General features: G+C 74.8%; 22 protein-coding genes. 9 read left to right on the forward strand and 13 right to left on the reverse strand.

Annotated elements, in window-relative coordinates; translation table 11 throughout:
- Positions 1-79: 79 nt before the first annotated feature.
- The gene (locus E2E34_RS03855) at positions 80-1267 is read right to left on the reverse strand and encodes an MFS transporter (protein WP_138900471.1); all 1188 of its coding nucleotides are present in this window, start codon (positions 1265-1267) and stop codon (positions 80-82) included.
- A 74-nt stretch (positions 1268-1341) separates the two neighbouring features.
- Between E2E34_RS03855 and E2E34_RS03860 the strand changes: the two genes are divergently transcribed.
- From E2E34_RS03860 to E2E34_RS03875, 4 genes are all read left to right on the forward strand, one after another.
- Positions 1342-2100 (forward strand): DeoR/GlpR family DNA-binding transcription regulator, encoded by a 759-nt coding sequence (locus tag E2E34_RS03860; protein WP_138900472.1) that lies wholly within the window; start codon positions 1342-1344, stop codon positions 2098-2100.
- Between the two features lie 104 nt (positions 2101-2204).
- Positions 2205-2639, forward strand: a complete 435-nt coding sequence (locus E2E34_RS03865; RefSeq protein WP_138900473.1) for an Asp23/Gls24 family envelope stress response protein — start codon at positions 2205-2207, stop codon at positions 2637-2639.
- A 71-nt stretch (positions 2640-2710) separates the two neighbouring features.
- On the forward strand, positions 2711-4294 hold the full coding sequence (locus E2E34_RS03870) for a molybdopterin-dependent oxidoreductase (RefSeq protein WP_138900474.1): 1584 nt from the start codon (positions 2711-2713) through the stop codon (positions 4292-4294).
- A gap of 50 nt (positions 4295-4344) precedes the next feature.
- Positions 4345-4782 (forward strand): ATP-binding protein, encoded by a 438-nt coding sequence (locus E2E34_RS03875; protein ID WP_138900475.1) that lies wholly within the window; start codon positions 4345-4347, stop codon positions 4780-4782.
- 131 nt (positions 4783-4913) lie between these two features.
- Here the strand turns inward: E2E34_RS03875 and E2E34_RS03880 are convergent, their stop codons facing one another.
- The 6 genes from E2E34_RS03880 to E2E34_RS03905 form a co-directional block, all read right to left on the reverse strand.
- Entirely contained in the window at positions 4914-5198 is a 285-nt protein-coding gene (locus E2E34_RS03880) for a hypothetical protein (protein WP_138900476.1), read from the reverse strand.
- 114 nt (positions 5199-5312) lie between these two features.
- The gene (locus E2E34_RS03885) at positions 5313-6035 is read right to left on the reverse strand and encodes a class E sortase (protein WP_208765138.1); all 723 of its coding nucleotides are present in this window, start codon (positions 6033-6035) and stop codon (positions 5313-5315) included.
- Positions 6036-6146: 111 nt separating this feature from the next.
- A complete protein-coding gene (locus tag E2E34_RS03890; RefSeq protein ID WP_244315499.1) occupies positions 6147-6497 on the reverse strand; it encodes a hypothetical protein in 351 nt (116 codons plus the stop codon).
- Positions 6498-6631: 134 nt separating this feature from the next.
- Positions 6632-7489, reverse strand: a complete 858-nt coding sequence (locus E2E34_RS03895) for a GNAT family N-acetyltransferase (RefSeq protein WP_208765136.1) — start codon at positions 7487-7489, stop codon at positions 6632-6634.
- A 130-nt stretch (positions 7490-7619) separates the two neighbouring features.
- Positions 7620-7862 (reverse strand): DUF6296 family protein, encoded by a 243-nt coding sequence (locus E2E34_RS03900; protein WP_138900478.1) that lies wholly within the window; start codon positions 7860-7862, stop codon positions 7620-7622.
- A 108-nt stretch (positions 7863-7970) separates the two neighbouring features.
- The gene (locus E2E34_RS03905) at positions 7971-8594 is read right to left on the reverse strand and encodes a histidine phosphatase family protein (RefSeq protein ID WP_138900479.1); all 624 of its coding nucleotides are present in this window, start codon (positions 8592-8594) and stop codon (positions 7971-7973) included.
- Positions 8595-8764: 170 nt separating this feature from the next.
- On the opposite strand from E2E34_RS03905, the gene E2E34_RS03910 reads away from it, so the two are divergent.
- The gene (locus tag E2E34_RS03910) at positions 8765-9508 is read left to right on the forward strand and encodes an SIR2 family NAD-dependent protein deacylase (RefSeq protein WP_138900480.1); all 744 of its coding nucleotides are present in this window, start codon (positions 8765-8767) and stop codon (positions 9506-9508) included.
- A gap of 43 nt (positions 9509-9551) precedes the next feature.
- Here E2E34_RS03910 and E2E34_RS35255 read toward each other — a convergent pair whose 3' ends face one another.
- Positions 9552-9713: a hypothetical protein gene (locus E2E34_RS35255; RefSeq protein WP_167518199.1), complete on the reverse strand. Its 162-nt coding sequence runs from the start codon at positions 9711-9713 to the stop codon at positions 9552-9554.
- 228 nt (positions 9714-9941) lie between these two features.
- Between E2E34_RS35255 and E2E34_RS03915 the strand changes: the two genes are divergently transcribed.
- A complete protein-coding gene (locus E2E34_RS03915) occupies positions 9942-10697 on the forward strand; it encodes an aquaporin (RefSeq protein ID WP_138900481.1) in 756 nt (251 codons plus the stop codon).
- Positions 10698-10721: 24 nt separating this feature from the next.
- A complete protein-coding gene (locus tag E2E34_RS03920) occupies positions 10722-11327 on the forward strand; it encodes an HXXEE domain-containing protein (protein ID WP_425573306.1) in 606 nt (201 codons plus the stop codon).
- A gap of 33 nt (positions 11328-11360) precedes the next feature.
- On the opposite strand, the gene E2E34_RS03925 is transcribed toward E2E34_RS03920, so the two are convergent.
- Together E2E34_RS03925 and E2E34_RS03930 are read right to left on the reverse strand one after the other, a co-directional pair.
- On the reverse strand, positions 11361-12257 hold the full coding sequence (locus E2E34_RS03925; protein ID WP_138900482.1) for an arginase family protein: 897 nt from the start codon (positions 12255-12257) through the stop codon (positions 11361-11363).
- 76 nt (positions 12258-12333) lie between these two features.
- Positions 12334-13719 carry an FAD-binding oxidoreductase gene (locus E2E34_RS03930; RefSeq protein WP_138900483.1) on the reverse strand — a complete coding sequence of 462 codons (1386 nt, stop codon included), beginning with the start codon at positions 13717-13719 and terminating at the stop codon, positions 12334-12336.
- 229 nt (positions 13720-13948) lie between these two features.
- Between E2E34_RS03930 and E2E34_RS03935 the strand changes: the two genes are divergently transcribed.
- Complete coding sequence (locus tag E2E34_RS03935) at positions 13949-15100, forward strand: sulfite oxidase (protein WP_138900484.1); 1152 nt, start codon at positions 13949-13951, stop codon at positions 15098-15100.
- A gap of 16 nt (positions 15101-15116) precedes the next feature.
- Here E2E34_RS03935 and E2E34_RS03940 read toward each other — a convergent pair whose 3' ends face one another.
- Complete coding sequence (locus E2E34_RS03940; protein WP_138900485.1) at positions 15117-15320, reverse strand: hypothetical protein; 204 nt, start codon at positions 15318-15320, stop codon at positions 15117-15119.
- 151 nt (positions 15321-15471) lie between these two features.
- On the opposite strand from E2E34_RS03940, the gene E2E34_RS03945 reads away from it, so the two are divergent.
- On the forward strand, positions 15472-16236 hold the full coding sequence (locus tag E2E34_RS03945; protein ID WP_138900486.1) for a 2OG-Fe dioxygenase family protein: 765 nt from the start codon (positions 15472-15474) through the stop codon (positions 16234-16236).
- Positions 16237-16266: 30 nt separating this feature from the next.
- Here the strand turns inward: E2E34_RS03945 and E2E34_RS03950 are convergent, their stop codons facing one another.
- Together E2E34_RS03950 and E2E34_RS03960 are read right to left on the reverse strand one after the other, a co-directional pair.
- Entirely contained in the window at positions 16267-17433 is a 1167-nt protein-coding gene (locus E2E34_RS03950) for a carboxylate-amine ligase (protein ID WP_244315500.1), read from the reverse strand.
- A 206-nt stretch (positions 17434-17639) separates the two neighbouring features.
- Entirely contained in the window at positions 17640-17831 is a 192-nt protein-coding gene (locus E2E34_RS03960) for a DUF6381 family protein (protein WP_138900488.1), read from the reverse strand.
- Positions 17832-17972 lie beyond the last annotated feature (141 nt).

The following is a 17972-nucleotide window of genomic DNA, read 5'->3' on the forward strand; positions in this document are numbered from 1 at the left end:
GGGGCGTGCTCGGGTACGGGAGGCCGGTGGCCGCCCCCCTCCGTGGGGGGGGCGGCCCCTCGCTGCCGGTCCGCGGGGGTCACACGGCTTCGGCCTCCCGCGCCGCGGGGGCGGTGTGACGGGGCCTCAGGACGCCGGCCGTGCAGGCGGCGACGACGCAGAAGGCCACGGGCAGGAAGAACGTGAGGTTGAGCGGGACGAGGTGGGTGAGGGGTCCGATGACGGCGGGTCCGGCGAGCATGCCGAGGTAGCCGAGGCCGGCGACCCGGGAAACGTTGGCCCCGGCGGCGTCCGGGTCGGCGTGTCCGGCGGCGCTGAAGAGCTGCGGAACGCAACCCGAGAGACCGGCTCCGAACAGGGTCCAGCCGAACAGCGCCAGCGGGATCCAGGGGGAGAGCGCGGCCGTGGTGAGGCCGAGAGCGGCCAGGGACGCGCCGTACCGGACGATCGCGACCGGACCCGTGCGCGCGGCCACCCGGTCGGCGAGCAGACGCCCGACGGTCATGGCGGTGGCGAAGGCGCCGTACGCGAGGGCGGCGGTGGCGGCCGGTGCGTCCAGGACGTCTTCGAGGTGGAGCACGCTCCAGTCGTTGGCCACCCCTTCGCAGAGCATGAGCATCAGCGCGAGCGCGGCCAGGAGCCAGATGCGCCGGGGCGCCCCGTGACCGGTCCGCGCGGCGGCGGCGGGGTCGTCGGTGGTGCGCGGCGGCTCGGCCCGCAGCAGCGCCGGGGCGGCCGCCACGGCGACGACGAGGCCGAGGAGCGCCACCACGCCGAGGGTCGCGGCCGGGCTCAGGCCCCAGCTCAGCGTGCGGGCGCCGACGAGTGCGGCGAGCACGCCGCCGATGGAGAACGTGGCGTGGAAGGCGGACATGACGGGCCGTCCGTAACCGCGCTCCACCTGTACGGCATGGGCGTTCATCGCGACGTCGAGGCAGCCGTTGCCGAAGCCGAGGGCCAGCAGCGCGGCGCCGAGCGTCCAGGTGCTGTTGGCCAGGCCGGGCAGCACCAGGGCCGCGCTGCACAGCGCCGCGCCCATCGGCACGACGGTACGGGCGCCGGCCCGGTCGGTGAGCGGCCCGGCGAGCCGCATGCCCGCGAAGGCCCCCGCACCGAGCAGCAGCAGGAGCCAGCCGAGCACGGCATGGCTCGTCCCGGCCCGGTGCTCGACGGAGGGGATGTGGACGATCCACATCCCCATGAGGAAGCCGTTCAGGGCGAAGTACGCGAAGGTGGCCGACCGGCCGGCCCGCAGTGATCTTTCCATGCCTACGAACATAACGAACACTTCTCATGTTCGGAAGATTGCACTTCGCACGCCGTTAGTGTTCACTTGCGCGCATGGGAAGCACAGACCGCTGGCGGCAGATCACCGACGCCGTACGCGAGGCGGGCCGCATGGGCGTCGCGGAACTGGCAGCACTCACCGGCGCCTCGGAGATGACCGTCCGCCGCGACCTGGAGGTCCTGGCCGAACAGGGCGTTCTGGAGCGCTACCGGGGCGGAGCGAGAAGCCTGCTGCTCCAGGGCGATGAGCCGCCGTTCGCCCTGCGCGCGCAGGAGGGGCATGAAACCAAGCGGCGGCTCGCCGCCGAGGTCGCCGCCCTGATCGCCGACGGCGAGTCCGTCGTCGTCGACAGCGGCACCACCTGCCTGGAAGTGGCCCGCGCCCTGGAACACCGCCGCCTGACCGTGATGCCGCTGTCCCTTCACGCCGTGAACACGCTGAGCGCGGCAGCGGGCCTGACGCTGCTCGTGCCCGGCGGACGGCCGCGCCCGGGCGAGCTGGCGCTGACCGGCCCGCTGACCGCGGCCTCGCTGGCCGCAGTGCGCTTCGACACCGCTGTGATCGGCTGCTGCGGGCTCACCCCCGCCGACGGCCTGACGGCGTACGACCTCGAAGACGCCGCCGTCAAACGCGCCGCGATCGCCTCGGCCCGCCGCGTCGTCGCCGTCGCGGAGTCCGCCAAGCTGTCCCGTACCGCCCTCGCTTTCGTCGCGCCCGCCTCCGCGCTGCACGTCGTCGTCACCGACGACGGCGCGTCCGAGGAGGAGACCGCGGCGCTGGTCGCGGCGGGTGTCACCGTACGCGCGGTCTGAGCGCGTCGCCGGGGGTCCCTCGCCGCGCCGAGCATCGTCGGCCGGACGGGCCTAACGTGGAAGGACGGTGGCAACCTCCTCTTCTTGGGAAGGAACGACCGGCCATGACCGAGACCGGACAGAATCTCAGCGGGAAGCACGGCGACCCCGGCGGCCGCGGACGAACCACCATCTCCGACAGCGTGGTCGAGAAGATCGTCGGAATGGCGGCCCGGGACGTGTCGGGCGTCCACGCCATGGGCAGCGGGATCTCCCGGGCCTTCGGGGCGGCACGCGAGCGCGTGCCCGGCGCCGCGAAGTCCGTTTCGCGGGGTGTCAGTGTCGAAGTGGGCGAGAAGCAGACGGCGGTCGACCTGGAGATCGTCGTCGACTACGGCGTCTCGATCACGGAGGTCGCGGGCTCCGTGCGCGAGAGCGTGATCTCGGCCGTCGAGTGGATGACAGGGCTCGAAGTCGTCGAGGTCAACGTCACGGTCAGCGACGTGAAGCTGCCGGACGAAGAGGACGAGGAGCCGGAGGAGCTGCCACGGCTCCGTTAGTCCGGCCCTCGCGGGCCGGACCCGGGGCGGAAGGCCGATGACGGACCAATCCGCCCGGTGACCGGCTGCGAATAGGGGACGTGAGGATCTCCCGTACGACCCTGGTCCGCGGCGGGCTCGCCGCCCTGTCCGGCCTGCTCTCCGGTTACGCCGCGCTGGCGGTGGCCGAACTCGTGTCGGCCGCCGTCCGGCCCGAGGCCGGGCCCGTGACCGCCGTGGGCGGCGCGGCCGTCGACCGCACCCCCGCGCCCGTCAAGGACTGGGCGATCCGCACTTTCGGCGAGAACGACAAGCTCGTCCTGCAAGTGGGCATCGTGGCGACGCTCGCCGCCCTGGCGCTCGCCCTGGGCGTACTGGCCCTGCGCCACCGGCGCGCCGGTGCGGCCGGTGTGCTGGTCTTCGGCGCGGTGGGCGCCGCCGCGGCGGTGAGCCGCCCGGACGCGACCGGCCCGGCGGACGGGCTGCCGTCGCTGGCCGGCGCGGTGGCCGGGGCGATCGTCCTGTACGTGCTGATCGGCATGCTGGACCGGCCGCGCCCCCGGGCCGCCGAGGGCCGGGAAAGCGGCTGGGACCGGCGCGGGTTCCTGATCGCGGCGACGGCGGCGGGGGTCGCCGCGACCGGCACGGGCGCTCTCGGCCGGACCCTCGGCAGCCGGCGCGGCCGCAGCGCGGTCGCCTCGCGCGCCGCGGTGCGGCTGCCCCGGCCGGCCTCTCCCGCGGCCCCGATTCCGCCCGGCGCCCGGTTGCGCGTCCCGGGCATCAGTGCCTTCACCACGCCGAGCGAGACGTTCTACCGGGTCGACACCGCCCTGGTGGTGCCCAGGGTCGACGCCGGCGCGTGGCGCATGCGCATCCACGGCAAGGGCGTGAGGCGACCGCTGACCGTCACCTTCCAGGACCTGCTGGGCCGGGAGCTGATCGAGCGGGACATCACGCTGACGTGCGTATCCAACGAGGTCGGCGGCCCGTACGTGGGCAACGCGCGCTGGATCGGCGTACCGCTGGCGGAGCTCCTGAGGGAGGCCGGTGTGCGGCCGCCGTCACGCGGCGGCCCCGCCGACCAGCTGGTGGCCCGCTCGGTGGACGGCATGACGCTCGGCACACCGGTCGAGGACGTGATGGACGGCCGCGACGCGATGCTCGCCGTCGGCATGAACGGCGAACCGCTCACCTTCGTGCACGGATTCCCCGTCCGCATGCTCGTCCCGGGGCTGTACGGCTATGTCTCCGCGTGCAAGTGGATCGAGGACATCGAGCTGACGACGTTCGCCGACTACGACCCGTACTGGGTGAAGCGGAAGTGGGCGCGCAGGGCCCCGGTCAAGACGCAGTCCCGTATCGACACGCCCAAGCCCTTCGCCCGGCCCAAGGCCGGCACCGTCATGGTCGCCGGCGTCGCGTGGGCCCAGCACCGGGGCATCGAACGCGTCGAGGTCCGCGTCGACGACGGGCCGTGGCGGCCGGCGGACCTCGCCGACCAGGACACCGTCGACACCTGGCGGCAGTGGTCGTTCCCCTGGAAGGCCACGCCCGGCGGCCACACCCTCACGGTGCGCGCCACCGACCGTACGGGAACCGTCCAGACCGGGAAGCGGACGCACACCGCTCCCGACGGGGCGAGCGGACGGCACTCGGTGGTGGTCACCGTGGACTGACGGCCCCCGACCCTGTGGAGAGACCTGCGCCCGGAATGCGGTGACGAGTGATGAGTACGAGAGCCGTCGTGTCCCTCGCGCCCGGCTGCGCCGCCGGGGCGCGGGAGGCGGTCCGCCGGCATCTGACGTGGTGGCGCCTGGAGGACCTCGGCGACGACGCCACGCTCATCGTGAGCGAGCTGCTGTCGAACGCCGTCCGCCACGGGCGGCCGCCGTGGCGGGTCCGCATGTGGCTCAAGGGCGGGGAGAGCGGGCGCCGTGGGGTCCGGCTCGAAGTGCACGACGGGGGGACGGGCGTGGACATCGAGCGGATACGCGCCCGCTGGCGTCACCCTTCGGGGGCCCTGCTGGGCGGCGGGCGTGGCCTGTTCATCGTCGACACACTCGCCCGCGCGTGGGGCAACGAGCGGTCCGGTCACGGGCACACGGTCTGGGCGGAACTGGAGTCCTCGCACACGGCGGCGGAGCCGGGCCCGGACGGAGCATGACGTGCGCGGGCGCCGTCGCCCACCCGCACGGGCGTGGACGCGGACTGCGGACACCGGGCCCGCGGACGCACCGGACGCCGGGGAGCGGGCCCCCGGCGTCCGGTGCGCGGTGCCTGCCGTCGGGGAAGGCGCTAGCCCATCTCGGGAACCAGACCGGTGAGGGGCGCCGCCAGGCCGGTGACCTGCTGGAGCTCGCCGAGCTTGTGCAGCTGGCCGAGCCCCTTGAGCTGATTGGTCACGGTGGGCACCTCACTTCGGCGGTCGACCGGGACGGCGCTCGAACCGAGCTTGTCGAGCTCGTCGGGAACGGACAGCAGGTAGCCGGAGGAGTCGGCGGCACTCGCGGTCGGCGCCGCGAGGGCTGAGACGCCGGCGGCGAGGGCCGCGACGGCGAGGACACGCTTAGTTTTGATCATGACTTGAGCAACGGCCGGACCGCCCGCGCGGACACGGCCGCACGGCGCCCGTCACCCGCAAGCCACATCGCGTGCGCCGGTGTTCGACCGCGACCGCGTAGGGGCGGCGGGGCGCTACTCGCTCGGCGCGGCCCGGGTCGAGACCAGCACGCCGACCTTGTCGATGCGGTGCTCGGGGTTGCCCTTGGCGTCGCGCCAGAAGTTCCCGGCCGCGTCGTCCTCGGGTGTCGCGCAGGTGGAGAGCGTGATCATCGCCTTGGTGGGCTTCTCCCCCGGCGATCCCGGAACGGCGGCCCGCTGTTCGGCCAGCGACCGCTCCGAGCGGAACGACGTCCGGCGGGTCTCGGTGATCTCGTACTCGTACACCTTGCCGCCCGCGGTGACGAAGACGGAGTCGCCCTTGTCGACGGACGGAAGCGCCCGCAGGGGGCCGCCGGCGGAGAGGCGGTGCGCCGTGACGAGGTAGTTGCCCACCTCGCCGGGACCGACACCGCCCTCGTCGCCGTACGGGCTGGCAGCCACACCGCGGTCTTGGATCCGGGTGCCGGCCCAGTCGTCCGTCGTCCCTTCGTAGGGCACGACGCGCAGGTCCGTCACGCCGATCGACGGGATGGCCAGCAGCGCGGTCTGCTGCCGCGTACCGCTCTCGCGCACCGCCGGCTCGGCGGACGGTGAGGCGGACACGGGGCCCGCCGGGGCGGTGTCCGAGGCGGCCACCGAGACGGGAGCGGCCGCCGGCTTCGCGTCCGGTCCGGCGGCACCGGCGCCCGCGCAGCCCACCAGCGCGACGACGAGCGCGCCCGCGGGGGCGAGGGAGACGACACGGGGACTGATCATGGTCATGTCCGGATCGGTGAGAGGCCGGGCGGCCCGCCGGGAGGACGGCGTGCCGCCTTTCTCAGCAGAACACGGCGGGCCTGCGCCGTGTTCCCGAATCCGGGCACGGGGTCAGGGACTGGTGATCCAGCGCAGGACGGACCGGACCGTGGAGTCGTCGAGCCGGCTGAGGACGTCGATGGCCTCCAGATCGCCGGGGAGGGGCGCCACACCGGTCGTGGTCAGGGCCGCGTGCAGGTCCAGCCGGCGCCGGTCCGTGGCCGCCAGGGCGAAGGACGGCCGCCGCTCGGGCCGCGGGGCGAGCAGCGCGTAGTCGTCGTCGACCGGCGCCGCGCTCCGCGGGGCGAGGTCGTCGTCCACGCCGTGGAAGCGGTACGGGTCGAGCGCCCATCGGGGCGTCCTCGGGGAGAACGCGGGAATCGGTGTGCCGGTCATCAGGGCCTCCAGGGGTCGGGTCGTCACTGACTCACAGGAGTCCTGAGGGCGAGGTCCAGTTGCACGCCGGGCCGGCAACCACCCGAACGCCCCCAACAACATCTCGTCACACCACAGGGAAATCGGGCGGGCGGCCGGACGGGGAGTGCGGGCGGGCGGCGTCAGTACAGGACGGACGGCAGGTACGCCCCGGCGGGTTCGCTGTAGAGCCCCGTGGTCATCAGGCTCATCAGCTGCTGCACCTTGAGCCCGTTGCGCAGACACCACCGCAGCAGCAGGCTGTTGGACGCCGGGACGAGGATGCCCGGCCCGCCGAAGGCCGGCGCGCCCGCGATGAGCGCCCTGATGTCCTCGGTGCTCTCGCCCACCGCGTGCGCGAAGAAGGAGAGGTCGGTGGCGTAACCCGTGATCCGCCCGCCGTGCTCGCTCACCCGGGCGGTGCCCGCCCTCAGCGCGTCGGCCAGTTCGCCGGCGCGGTCGGTGCCGTGCACCCTGCGGCACACCGCGTTGCAGGCGGCGAGGTCGGCGTCGGTCGCGGGCCGCACCTCGTACCCGTCCACCGTCCCGCCGATCGGCGGTCCCTGCACGCAGGCCACCGTCTCGCGGAACTCGAACCCGAGGCCGGCGTAGAGGGCGAACGACCGCGAGTGGTACCCGCTCTGCAGCAGGCGGACGCCGGGCGCCCGCCGCTCGGCCGCCCGGCGCATGACGTCGTCCATGAGCCGCCGCCCCACACCGCCGTTCTGCACGACGGGGTCCACGGTGATCGGTCCGACGCCGACGACGGGCGACCGCTCGTCCAGGAAGTTGCTGCCGACGAGCCGGCCGTCGAGCTCGGCGACGACGCAGTAGAAGCCGGGGTGGTCCAGGAGCGTGGCGAACATGCCGGCGGCGACCTCCGCCCCCGGAACGTCGGAGGCGAAACCGTGTTCCAGGGCGATGCCGGAGAAGGCGGCGTAACAGATCCGGCCGCACTCGGCGGCGTCCTCCGGCCTTCCGGTGCGCAGTACGAGCTCCACGATCCGTTCCTCTCCGGTGCCGGTCCCGCCTCGTCGTCGGGGCGTCGGGCCGTCCGGGCGAGGTGTCCGCCGGGGCCCCGCCTCCATCAAAAGCGCGGGCCGCGCACGCGGCAACCGGCGGCAGGTCCCGCTAGGCCGGGCGCACCTGGACGGCGACCGCCGGGTTCTGGTGACCGCCGCTGGCGAGCATCCGTACCTCCTCGCGGTCGCTTATCTCGGCCAGGACGATGCCGGTGTCGTCCGCGTACACCGGGTGGCCGCCGGGCCCGCTGCGGTCCGTGCGGTGCACCTGCACGACGTCCGCCGCGTCCGGTACGGCCGCCGGTTCGCCCGGACGTACGAAGACCAGTTCGTAACGATCAGACCTGCCCATGTCGCCTCCTCGAGGAGAAGCCGTTGCGCCGCGCCCCTGAGTCCATGCGTCCATACTCCCGCACTACCGGTTCCGGGGCCGCCGGGTCGCCCGCCGGCCCCCTCGGTTTCAGACGCGCAGTTCCGGCGGGAAACCGGTCCAGCGCAGTTCCGGCGGGAGGTGGCGGGTGTCGTTGTGGCAGAGCACCGCGGACGGTCTGCCGGGCGCGTACCGGATCACCGTCAGCGCGGCGTTGCCGTGGTTGAGGCCCATCCAGCGCCACTCGGGTGCGTCGAGGGCGGCCCGGACCAGCCAGCCGACGAGGAAGTTGTGGGTGACGAGCAGTTCGTGCCGGGGCACACCGCCCTCGGCCGGCCCGGTGAAGCGCGCGAGAGCCTCCTCGGCGAGTGCGGGACCGCGCTCGCGCTCCTCGGCCGGGAACCGGGCGAGGAAGGCCAGCAGGGCGTCGGCCGAGTCCGGGGGAAGCTCCTCGCGGCGCGGCAGGTGGGGCAGGTAGTCGCCGGCCGGCTCCGACTCGCGCAGTGGTACGCCGTCGAGCTGGCCGGCGATCAGCGTCGCGGTCCGGGCGGCGCGGGGCAGCGGGCCGTGGTGGACGACGGACAGCGGCGTCCCGCGCAGTCGCTCCCCGAGCAGAACCGCTTGACGGCGTCCGCGCTCGGTCAGGTCGGTCTCGTCCGCCGACGCCTCGCCGTGACGGGCGAGGTAGAGGTACCGCGTGGCCGTGTCCGTCATGCCGCCGCCCCCGGTGAAGGTAGGAATCCCGTGTGTCGATCTTGTGCGTCGGACCGGGGGACGCCCCGGGCGGCGCCCGCGGTTCCGCCCGGCGTCCGGTCCGGCGGCGCGCGGTCCGGCGCGGGGTAATCCCGTCGACGGGGCACCGGCCGCCGCCTACGCTCGCCGGTATGAGCGACAACGGCACCGCACGGCGTCCGCTGGTCGCCGTCCTCAGCGGAGCGGGGATCTCCACCGACTCCGGCATCCCCGACTACCGGGGGCCGAACGGCCTGTGGCGGCGCGATCCGGAGGCCGAGAAGCTCGTCACGTACGACTTCTACATGGCCGACCCGGACATCCGGCGCCGCGCCTGGCGCATGCGGCTGGAGAGCCCCGCGCGGCGGGCCCGGCCGAACGAAGCCCACCGGGCGATCGCGGAGCTGGAGCGGTCCGGGGTGCCGGTGCGGGTCCTCACCCAGAACGTCGACGGGCTGCACCAGAGGGCCGGGCTGCCCGCCCGCAAGGTGCTCGAACTGCACGGGACGGCGCGCTCGACGGTGTGCACCGGCTGCCGTGCCCGCGCTCCGATGGAGGAGGCGCTGGCGCGGGTGGGGGCGGGCGAGGAGGACCCGCCGTGCCGTGCGTGCGGCGGCATCCTCAAGTCGGCCACGGTGATGTTCGGACAGCGGCTCGACCCCGAGGTGGTGGCCGCGGCGCTGGCGATCTCCAAGGCGAGCGACGTGTTCGTGGCGGTGGGCACCAGCCTCAAGGTGCAGCCGGCCGCCTCACTCGCGGGGATCGCGGCGGAGCACGGCGCACGCCTGGTCGTCGTCAACGCCGAGCCGACGCCCTACGACGCGCTGGCCGACGAGGTCGTGCGCGAGCCGATCGGGACGGCGCTGCCCGCCCTCCTGCGGCGCCTGGCGGCCTGAGGGGGCGCGCCCGACGGCCGGCGGGGGTGTGCGGGCCGGGCGCCTACCAGCGCGCGCCCGCCGCCCGTACGGCGCTGAAGTCCATGGCCTGCTCGACCTCCCGCAGAGTCTCCTCTGCGATCTGGCGCACCTCGGCAGGTACGTCGCCCCGCTCCTCCACGAGGCCTGCATAGATCGGTGCCTCGGCACGGTTCGCGGAACTCACGTCGGAGAGGGCCCTTCAAGTCGGGAACGTGCGGATTCCGGCGTCAGCCGGAACGGAGGACGAGTGTAGGTGGTCCGTACGACGGGACTCAGGCCGCCCCCGTGCCCGCTCCCCTGCCCCGGCCCGCAGCGCTCCCCGGGTGTCCGACCCGTGGACACCTCTCCCCACCGCTTCCAAGATACGGAATAGACTTTCCATTATCAGCGTCCGGTGCGGGGGAGGACCAGCATGGGCATCGACAGGGCACTGCCGCGCCGAGCGGCCGCCGAACTGCTGGGCACCGCCGCCCTGGTGTGCGTCGTCGTCGGCTCCGGCATCCAGGCCGCCGGCCTGAGCCAGGACACCGGGGTGCAGCTGCTGGCCAACACCCTGGCCTCGGCGATCGGACTCGGCCTGCTCATCCTGCTGCTCGGCCCTGTCTCGGGGGCCCACCTGAATCCGGTGATCACGCTCTTCGCCTGGTGGTCCCAGCGGCGCGCGGCGGCGCGCTTCAGCGGCCGGGAGGCCGCCCTCTACATCACGGCGCAGCTCGCGGGGGCGGTCGCCGGGGGCCTGCTGGCCGAGGCGATGTTCGGCCGGCCGCCCGGTGTCTGGTCCACGCGGGTACGGTCCGACGGGCATCTGCTGCTCGGCGAGGCGGTCGCCACGGCGGGGCTCGTGCTCGTGGTCCACGGACTGGAGCGCATCGGCCGCGCGCGGCTGATGCCGGTCGCCGTCGCCTCGTACATCGCCGCGGCGATCTGGTTCACTTCGTCGGGCTCCTTCGCGAACCCGGCGGCGACGGCCGGCCGGGCCCTCACCGACTCCCTCACCGGCATCGCGCCCGCGTCGCTCCCGGGTTTCGTCACCGCCCAGCTCCTCGGCGGGCTCCTGGGCGCCGTGCTCGCGACCGTCCTCTACGGGCCGCGGGCGGCGCCCGCTCACCCCTCGGGGCCGGCGGCGGGCGCCCGCGCGCGGTGGCGGCCCCTCTCCCGTCGGGTGTAACAGGCCCTGGCAGACTGCTCGTTCATGAGCGAGGTGCGCATGAGCGAACGCGGGGGCGGCCGGGCGCGTGGCGGCGTCGGAGCCGGAGTCACCTTCGGCCTGCTGGTGGCCTGGGCGGTGCACGACGCGGAGGAAGTGGCCACGGTGCCCCGGTGGGCCCGTACACACGTACCGGAGCTGCGCGAGCGCTTCCCCCAGGTGCCGGAGCCGGTGTGGCGGCGGCTGGAGTCCATCGACGGGCGGGAGTTCGCGGCCGCCGTCGGCGCGATGGCCCTGGTGGTCGCCGCCGCCGCCGTCCAGGGGCACCGCACGGGCGGGCGCTCCGCCTTCTACCAGCATGCCGTCGACGGTTTCGGGCTGCACGGGCTCGTCCACCTCGCCCAGGCCGCCGCCGCCGGCCGGTACACGCCGGGGTCGGTCACGTCCGCGCTCACCGTCGTCCCCTACACGCTGTGGGCCCGCAGGCGGCTGCGCGGGGCCGGCGTCCTGCTCCCCGCGCGCCCCGGCGACGCCGCGCGGAGCCTGGCGTTCGCCGCCGTGGCCACGGCCGGGGCGCACGCCGTGGCCCGCCGGGTCGTGGGCCGGTCCGGGGGCGCCCGCCGGCCCCGACCGCTCCGCTTCCGGCGGTGAGCACCGGCCCGGGAAGCCAGGGCGCGTCAGGCGTCAACTCTCCTGGCCGGTACGCGCCGAGAGCCCTCGGGCCAGGCACTCGGTCAGGCGGAGTGCGAGCGTCCCGTCGGGATCGAGGCGGGGGTTGAAGATGGTGACGTCGAACCCCCGGGCCCGTTCGCCTGCGAGCGCCGTCCGCAGGACGGTCTCCAGCTCCGCCCAGGTCAAACCGCCGGGAAGGCGGTAGTCGACGGCCGGCATGAGGGCGTCGTCGAGGACGTCCACGTCGAGGTGCACCCAGTACCCGGCGCTCGCGCCGGAGCCGAGCCGCCCGACCGCCCGGCGCGCGGCCGTCGCCGCGCCGTCCGCGCGCACGGCGTCGAGGCCGACCGCGTGCAGCAGCGGTGGCAGGGGCTGCATCCCCGCTTCGGCGGACTCGGCGCCGTCGCGGAAGCCGAGGGCGACGACGTCCTCGTCCCGTACGAGCGGGCCCAGGCCCTCCAGGTCGGCCAGCGGCAGCGGGCCCCGCCCCGTGGCCAGGGCGAGTTCCATCGACGCCACCTCGCCCGTCGGCTCCGCCGCCGGCTGGTAGAAGTCGGTGTGACCGTCGAGGAACAACAGCCCGTAGCGGCCGCGGCGGCGCAGGGCCAGGAGGTTGCCCAGCAGGATGCTGCAGTCGCCGCCGAGGACCACGGGGAAGAGGCCGCGGCCGAGGACACCGCCGACCCGGTCGGCCAGGAGCGCCGAGTACCGCGCGATGCCGGCCGGGTTGAGGACACCGGTCCCGGGGTCCCGCACGGGGTCGTACGCCGGCGCCTCGACCCGGCCCGCCCACACCGCCCCCAGCCGGGCCGGCAGCCCGGCGCCGAGGAGAGCGGCCGGCAGGTCCTGTACGCCGGAGGGCCGCAGCCCGAGCACCGACGGCGCCTCGACGACGGCTGGTCGCTGCACGTCCGGCCCCTTCCGCCGACCGCTGCCGTCCCGCGCCCCGGCCGCCGCACGGCCGCGAGCCCCGGGTGACCGCGGGTCAGTACTGCTCGGCCGGCTCGATGTTCTGGTTGACGTGGAAGAAGTTGTGCGGGTCGTACGTCCGCTTGACGTCCGCCAGCTTGTCGTAGTGGTCGCGGTACGCCGCCCTGACCCGGTCCTGCCGCTCGCCGGCGCCCATGAAGTTGACGTAACCGCCGCCCATGGACTGCGGATGCAGTTCCTGCCAGTAGTCCACGCACCACTGCTTCAGCATCTCGGCGTTGGCGGGATCCGGGTCGATGCCGCCGATGATGCCGGACCACACGGCGTCCCGGTACGCCCACGCGGTGGCGTCCGGGCCGACGCGGCTCGCGGCCCCGTCCACCGGGTAGAGGTGCATGGTCGACAGGGGGGTGGGGAGGTTCTGGGCGTACTTGGCGTGCACGTCGACGGCGTCGTCCGTGATCCGGTCGAAGAAGTGCCCGCGCCAGTACCACTGGAGTCCGGCGGGGATCAGCTCGTCGAACATGCTCTGCAGCGCCGGGTAGGGCATCGGCGCCGCGAAGTGGAAGGCCGGCGGGCCGGGTTCGCCGACGACGGCGAGGGCGTCGTCGAGGCGGTCCAGGTCCCCTGTCCAGCACCACACGACGCCGCACATCTTCTGCCCGTGGATCTCTTCCGGGAACGGCGGGCCGGGCGGCACGGTGAGCGACGCGAAGAAGCCGTTCAGGTCCTCGGGCGCCTGCGGCAGGAACTCGCGGTACCAGCGCAGCACCTCGCGGGTGGTGTCGACCGGCCATACGGTGATGCCGGCGCCCACGGTGCTCACCGGGTGCAGCCGGAAGCTGAACGAGGTGACGATGCCGAAGTTGCCGCCGCCGCCGCGCAACGCCCAGAAGAGGTCCGGGTGCTCGGTCTCGCTCGCGGTGACGAAGCCGCCGTCGGCGAGCACGACGTCCGCCGCCAGCAGGTTGTCGGCCGTCAGCCCGTACTTGCGGGTGAGATGGCCGTGCCCGCCGCCGAGGGTGAGGCCGCCGACGCCCGTGGTGGACATGATGCCGGCGGGGGTGGCGAGGCCGAAGCCGTGGGCGGCGTGGTCGAGGTCGCCGAGCTGGCTGCCGCCGCCGACGCGCGCGGTCCGCGCGGCCGGGTCGACGTGCACCCAGCGCATGGGAGACAGGTCGACGGTGACGCCGTCCTCCGCCAGGGCCAGGCCGGGACCGCTGTGCCCGCCGCCCCTGACGGCGACTTCGCACCCGCTGTCGCGCAGGAAGTCGACCGCCGCCATGACATCGGCGGCGTCCGCGCACCGCGCGACGGCGGCCGGGCGCCGGTCGATCATGGCGTTGTAGATCGTGCGGCTCTCGTCGTACTCCGGGTCCTGCGGGCCGATGACCGGGCCGCGCAGCGCGGTCCGCATCGCTTCCAGAGTTCTGCCGTCCATGACCATCTCCTTGCCGAGACGCGGGACCGCTGCTTCCCCCGGCGACCCCGCCCCGTGCCGGGGCCGCAGGTGTGCGGTGGTACGCCGACGCCCCGGGCGCCCCCCGTTCGGCCACACGGGCGGCGGACAGCACACCGGAGGGCTGATGTGTCCAGCATCCCGCCGGCCGGGAACCCGCGCAATTCCGTCGCGAGGTGCCCGGGATCCGGGAGAAGCGCACCATGGGGGCATGGACGGACGCAGGGGCGCGACGTCCGGCGGGCCCGGTGCACGGCTGGAGGACATCAGCCCGCCGGGGCGCGTCGCCGGACCGGACGAGGGCATCGGCGTCGACGAACTCGCGCTCGCGGCCCGCAACCACGGCCTGCCGCTGGAGGCGCTGCGCTACGACGTCACCCCGCCCGGACTGCACTACGTACTCGTCCACTACGACATCCCCGTGACCGCGTCCGAGGACTGGCTGCTCACGGTGGGCGGCCGGGTCCGCGAGCCGCTGACGCTCGATCTGCGGACCCTGCGGTCCCTCCCGGCCGTCACCCTGCGCGTGACCATGGAGTGCGCGGGCAACGGCCGGGCACGGCTCACACCCCGGCCGGTGAGCCAGCCCTGGCTCGTGGAGGCGGTCGGAACGGCCGAGTGGACCGGGGTGCCGTTGCGCCTGCTGCTCGACGAGGCGGGAGTCGGCGCGGACGCCGTCGAGGCGGTCTTCGGCGGGGCCGATCACGGCGTCGAGCGCGGAGTCGAGCAGGACTACCGGCGGAGTCTGCCGCTGGCGGTGGCCATGGGCGGCGATCCGCCGGTCCTGGTGGCGTACGGCATGAACGGCCGCCCCCTGCCGCCGCAGCACGGCCGTCCGCTGCGTCTCGTCGTGCCCGGCTGGTACGGCATGGCGCACGTGAAGTGGCTGCGCGACATCACCCTCACCGACACCCCGTTCACCGGCTTCCAGCAGTCCGTGGCGTACCGCTACCGGCAGGAGGCCGACGATCCCGGCGAGCCGGTCACGCGTATCGAGCCGAGGGCGCTGATGGTCCCGCCGGGCTTCCCGGACTTCATGTCACGGATCCGCGTCGTACGGCCCGGCCCGGTGCCGCTGGAGGGCCGGGCCTGGTCCGGGTACGGCGAGGTCGCGCGGGTCGAGGTGAGCACGGACGACGGCCGCTCGTGGGGCGAGGCCGAACTCGCCCCGCCGGACGGAAACGTCTGGGCCTGGCGGCGGTGGCGGACGTCCTGGGCCGCCGGGCCGGGCCGCCATGTGCTGAGCGTCCGCGCCACGGACGCGACGGGCCGCACCCAGCCCGGGGAACAGCCGTGGAACCGGGGCGGCTTCGGCAACAACCTCGTGCAGCGGGTCCCCGTCCTGTGCGTGCCCGAGCGCTGACGCGGGCCGCCGAGGCTCAGTGGGGCAGCCGGCCCGTCGTCTTCTCCAGGCGCAGCAGGTCGTGCGGGGTGAGCCCGGACGCCGCGCAGACGTCCTCGACCGCCGCGCCCTCGCGGACGGCGCCGACGGCTTCCGTCTCCACGTCGGCGCGGGCGGCGTCCAGGGCGGCTTCGGCTTCCCGCAGGCGGTTGACGGCCAGTTCGAGGGGGGCGAGATCCATGGCCGGATCGTCGCACACCGCGCCCGCCCGGCGTGAGCCGCCCCCGGCCGGACGGGTGGCGGCCGGGATGCGGCCCGTCGCCGGGCACCCGACGATGGGAGGCCGGGGCGCCGCCAGGGCGCCACAGCGCCCGAGTGGACGGACGTCGTCAATGGAAGACCTCGGTTACGGCACCACGACCGGTGCCGCCCCCGACCCGGTCCGCGCCGCCTCCGTCGAGGCCGCCCGCCGGGCCCTGACCTCGACCGGCGTACACCTGATGCCGCCTGACGCCCTGACGGCGTGCACCGGCACGGACAGCGGGGCCTGGGACCGCTTCCGCGCGCACTGGGAGAACCTGTCGCCGGACCGGTACGCCGCCGAGAGCGGCACCTGCCGGCTGCGGCGCTTCGGGCAGTTCTCGCTCGCGGCGGAGACCGGGGAGCTGACCCCGCTGCCGCATGTGCCGTTCGTGCAGCCGCAGGACACCAACCCGCTGTACGTCCAGGTGGACCGCCACTTCGACCCGCTGACCGACGCCTTCGCGGCCGATCCGGTGCTAGTGGCCGTGGTCCGGCTTCTCGGCGAGCTCGCGGGCGGCCTCGAACGGGCGGCGCGGTGGAACGTGAAGGTTCATCCGTTCCGGGTCGTGGCCGCGGCCGACGGTCGGGGCGAGCCCACCCCCGAGGGGCTGCACCGGGACGGTGTCACCCTCGTCTCCTCGCTCCTGGTCGACCGGCGCAACGCCGACGGCGGCGAGAGCGCGGTCTTCGACCCGGACGGGAAGCGGGTCCTGGCGACGACGCTGGACCGGCCGGGCACGCTGCTCCTCGGCGACGACCGCCGCACCCTGCACCAGGTCTCGCCGATCCGGCCGCTCGACCCCGGCCGTCTCGCCTGCCGCGACGTCCTGGTGACGACCCTCACCGCCCGCTGAGGCGGGCGCCTCCCGGGGCGCGGCGCCCCCTCACCGGGGCAGCGCCCACTGTCCGCCGGCGGTGGCCGCGATCAGCTCGTCCACGGCCGCACCGGGTCCCGCCCCCATGGCGGCGGCGGCACGCTGGAGCCGGGCGCCGCAGCCGCGTTCCGTCAGGCGCCGCAGGAACGCCGCCACCTCGTCCAGGTCGCCGTACTCCTCCAGGGCGGGGCGTACGTACGCGACGAGCCGCTCCGCCTGCACCGGGGCGGGCAGGATCCGGCCGCTCAGCGCGTCGACGCCCGCGCCGGACCAGCCGTCCCGCGCCGCGCGCCAGTACGCGGCGCGCAGCAGCTCACCGCCCGTCCGGGGGCCCGGGTCGCCGTCGCGCAGCACCTTCGCCTCCGCCGTCACCACGAGCGCCCTGATGAGGGCGGTGAGCGCAACCGTGTCGTCGATGTCCGGCAGGACGTCCATGGTGCGGATCTCCAGCGTCGGCAGCCGGGGGTTGAGCCGGACGTCCCAGAACGGCATGTCCGCCCCGAGCATGGCCTCGGAGGCCGCCATCTCCTCGGCGATCCGCCGGTGCTCCGCGGGCGACGCGGCGTACGGGGGCGGTCCGAGGCAGGGGAAGCCGCTGCGCATGACGGCTCGCCAGCTCGCGTAACCGGTGTCGCGCCCCTGGTGGAAGGGCGAGTTGGCGCTCATCGCGACGAGAAGCGGCAGCCACGGCCTGAGGTGGTTGGTGACCAGGACGGCCACGTCCCGGTCCGGCAGGTGCACATGGGCGTGGAACGCGCTGATCGCGAAGTCGTCGAGGAGGGCGCGGTACTGGTCCGCGCCCGCCCGGTAGCGGGGGTGGTCGCCGATGTCGTCCGGTACGCCGCCTCCGACGGGCGGTGTGCCGGAGGCGCACAGGCGCAGCCCCTCGTCGCGTGCGGCCGCCACGGTCGCGGCCCGCACCCGGGTCAGTTCCGCGCGCAGTTCGCCGGACGTGGCGCAGACGGGCGTCTTGCCCTCGATCTGGTACTGGGTGAACTCGCCGGAGACGAGGTCGCCCAGGACCGTGCCGGCCCGTGCGACGACCTCGGCCGCCGCCGGCTCCATCCGCCGGGTGGCGGGGTGGACGAGGAAGTACTCCTCCTCGACGCCCACCGTGGGCGCGCGGGCGGGCACAGGGGTCGCCGGGCCGGGGTGTGCCGGGTCCTGGATGTTCACGGCATCAGCATCACGCGGCCGCGCGGTTTCGTCGCCGCGCACCGCCGCCGTACCGGCGAACCGGCCCGATCGCCGGCCCACGGTGCGCCGGTGGGACGGCCGGGTTCGCGGGTCCGGACCGTTCGCGGTCGGGCGGATGACCGGCCGGTGGCCTCGCGCGCGCCTGGGGCGCGGGGGCAGCCACCGGCCGGTGTCGCGGGCACGGGCTACTGCGGGGGGTAGATGTCCCCGCCGCCCATGCTGCTTGCCTGCTCGCTCTGTTCCCTGAGGCGGCGCGCCTTGTCCTCCAGCCGCTTGCGCTGTTCCGGGTCGGCGGCGCGTTCCGCGGCCTGGTCCATCTCCCTCGCCATCTGGCGCAACTCCTGGGCACGGCCGCCGGACTCACCTGCAGCGCTCATGATCACTCCTCGGGTGACGGGACAGAGCGGGCGCAACCAGCGAAGCAGCGCGGGCGCGTCCGCGCATGCCGAACGGTCACCCACCGCTATCGGGCCAGGCCGAAGGCGCGCCTCCGGGCGCCCGGCCGAGTCGTCGAGGGG

The organism is Streptomyces albidochromogenes (assembly GCF_005981925.1).
Classification (GTDB): Bacteria; Actinomycetota; Actinomycetes; order Streptomycetales; family Streptomycetaceae; genus Streptomyces; species Streptomyces albidochromogenes.

Bases quoted from the DNA above. Each gene is read 5' to 3' on its own strand.
- E2E34_RS03855 (WP_138900471.1), bottom strand. From the start codon at position 1,267: ATGGAAAGATCACTGCGGGCCGGCCGGTCGGCCACCTTCGCGTACTTC.
- E2E34_RS03860 (WP_138900472.1), top strand. From the start codon at position 1,342: ATGGGAAGCACAGACCGCTGGCGGCAGATCACCGACGCCGTACGCGAG.
- E2E34_RS03865 (WP_138900473.1), top strand. From the start codon at position 2,205: ATGACCGAGACCGGACAGAATCTCAGCGGGAAGCACGGCGACCCCGGC.
- E2E34_RS03875 (WP_138900475.1), top strand. From the start codon at position 4,345: ATGAGTACGAGAGCCGTCGTGTCCCTCGCGCCCGGCTGCGCCGCCGGG.
- E2E34_RS03880 (WP_138900476.1), bottom strand. From the start codon at position 5,198: ATGATCAAAACTAAGCGTGTCCTCGCCGTCGCGGCCCTCGCCGCCGGC.
- E2E34_RS03885 (WP_208765138.1), bottom strand. From the start codon at position 6,035: ATGATCAGTCCCCGTGTCGTCTCCCTCGCCCCCGCGGGCGCGCTCGTC.
- E2E34_RS03900 (WP_138900478.1), bottom strand. From the start codon at position 7,862: ATGGGCAGGTCTGATCGTTACGAACTGGTCTTCGTACGTCCGGGCGAA.
- E2E34_RS03905 (WP_138900479.1), bottom strand. From the start codon at position 8,594: ATGACGGACACGGCCACGCGGTACCTCTACCTCGCCCGTCACGGCGAG.
- E2E34_RS03910 (WP_138900480.1), top strand. From the start codon at position 8,765: ATGAGCGACAACGGCACCGCACGGCGTCCGCTGGTCGCCGTCCTCAGC.
- E2E34_RS03915 (WP_138900481.1), top strand. From the start codon at position 9,942: ATGGGCATCGACAGGGCACTGCCGCGCCGAGCGGCCGCCGAACTGCTG.
- E2E34_RS03920 (WP_425573306.1), top strand. From the start codon at position 10,722: ATGAGCGAGGTGCGCATGAGCGAACGCGGGGGCGGCCGGGCGCGTGGC.
- E2E34_RS03930 (WP_138900483.1), bottom strand. From the start codon at position 13,719: ATGGACGGCAGAACTCTGGAAGCGATGCGGACCGCGCTGCGCGGCCCG.
- E2E34_RS03935 (WP_138900484.1), top strand. From the start codon at position 13,949: ATGGACGGACGCAGGGGCGCGACGTCCGGCGGGCCCGGTGCACGGCTG.
- E2E34_RS03940 (WP_138900485.1), bottom strand. From the start codon at position 15,320: ATGGATCTCGCCCCCCTCGAACTGGCCGTCAACCGCCTGCGGGAAGCC.
- E2E34_RS03945 (WP_138900486.1), top strand. From the start codon at position 15,472: ATGGAAGACCTCGGTTACGGCACCACGACCGGTGCCGCCCCCGACCCG.
- E2E34_RS03960 (WP_138900488.1), bottom strand. From the start codon at position 17,831: ATGAGCGCTGCAGGTGAGTCCGGCGGCCGTGCCCAGGAGTTGCGCCAG.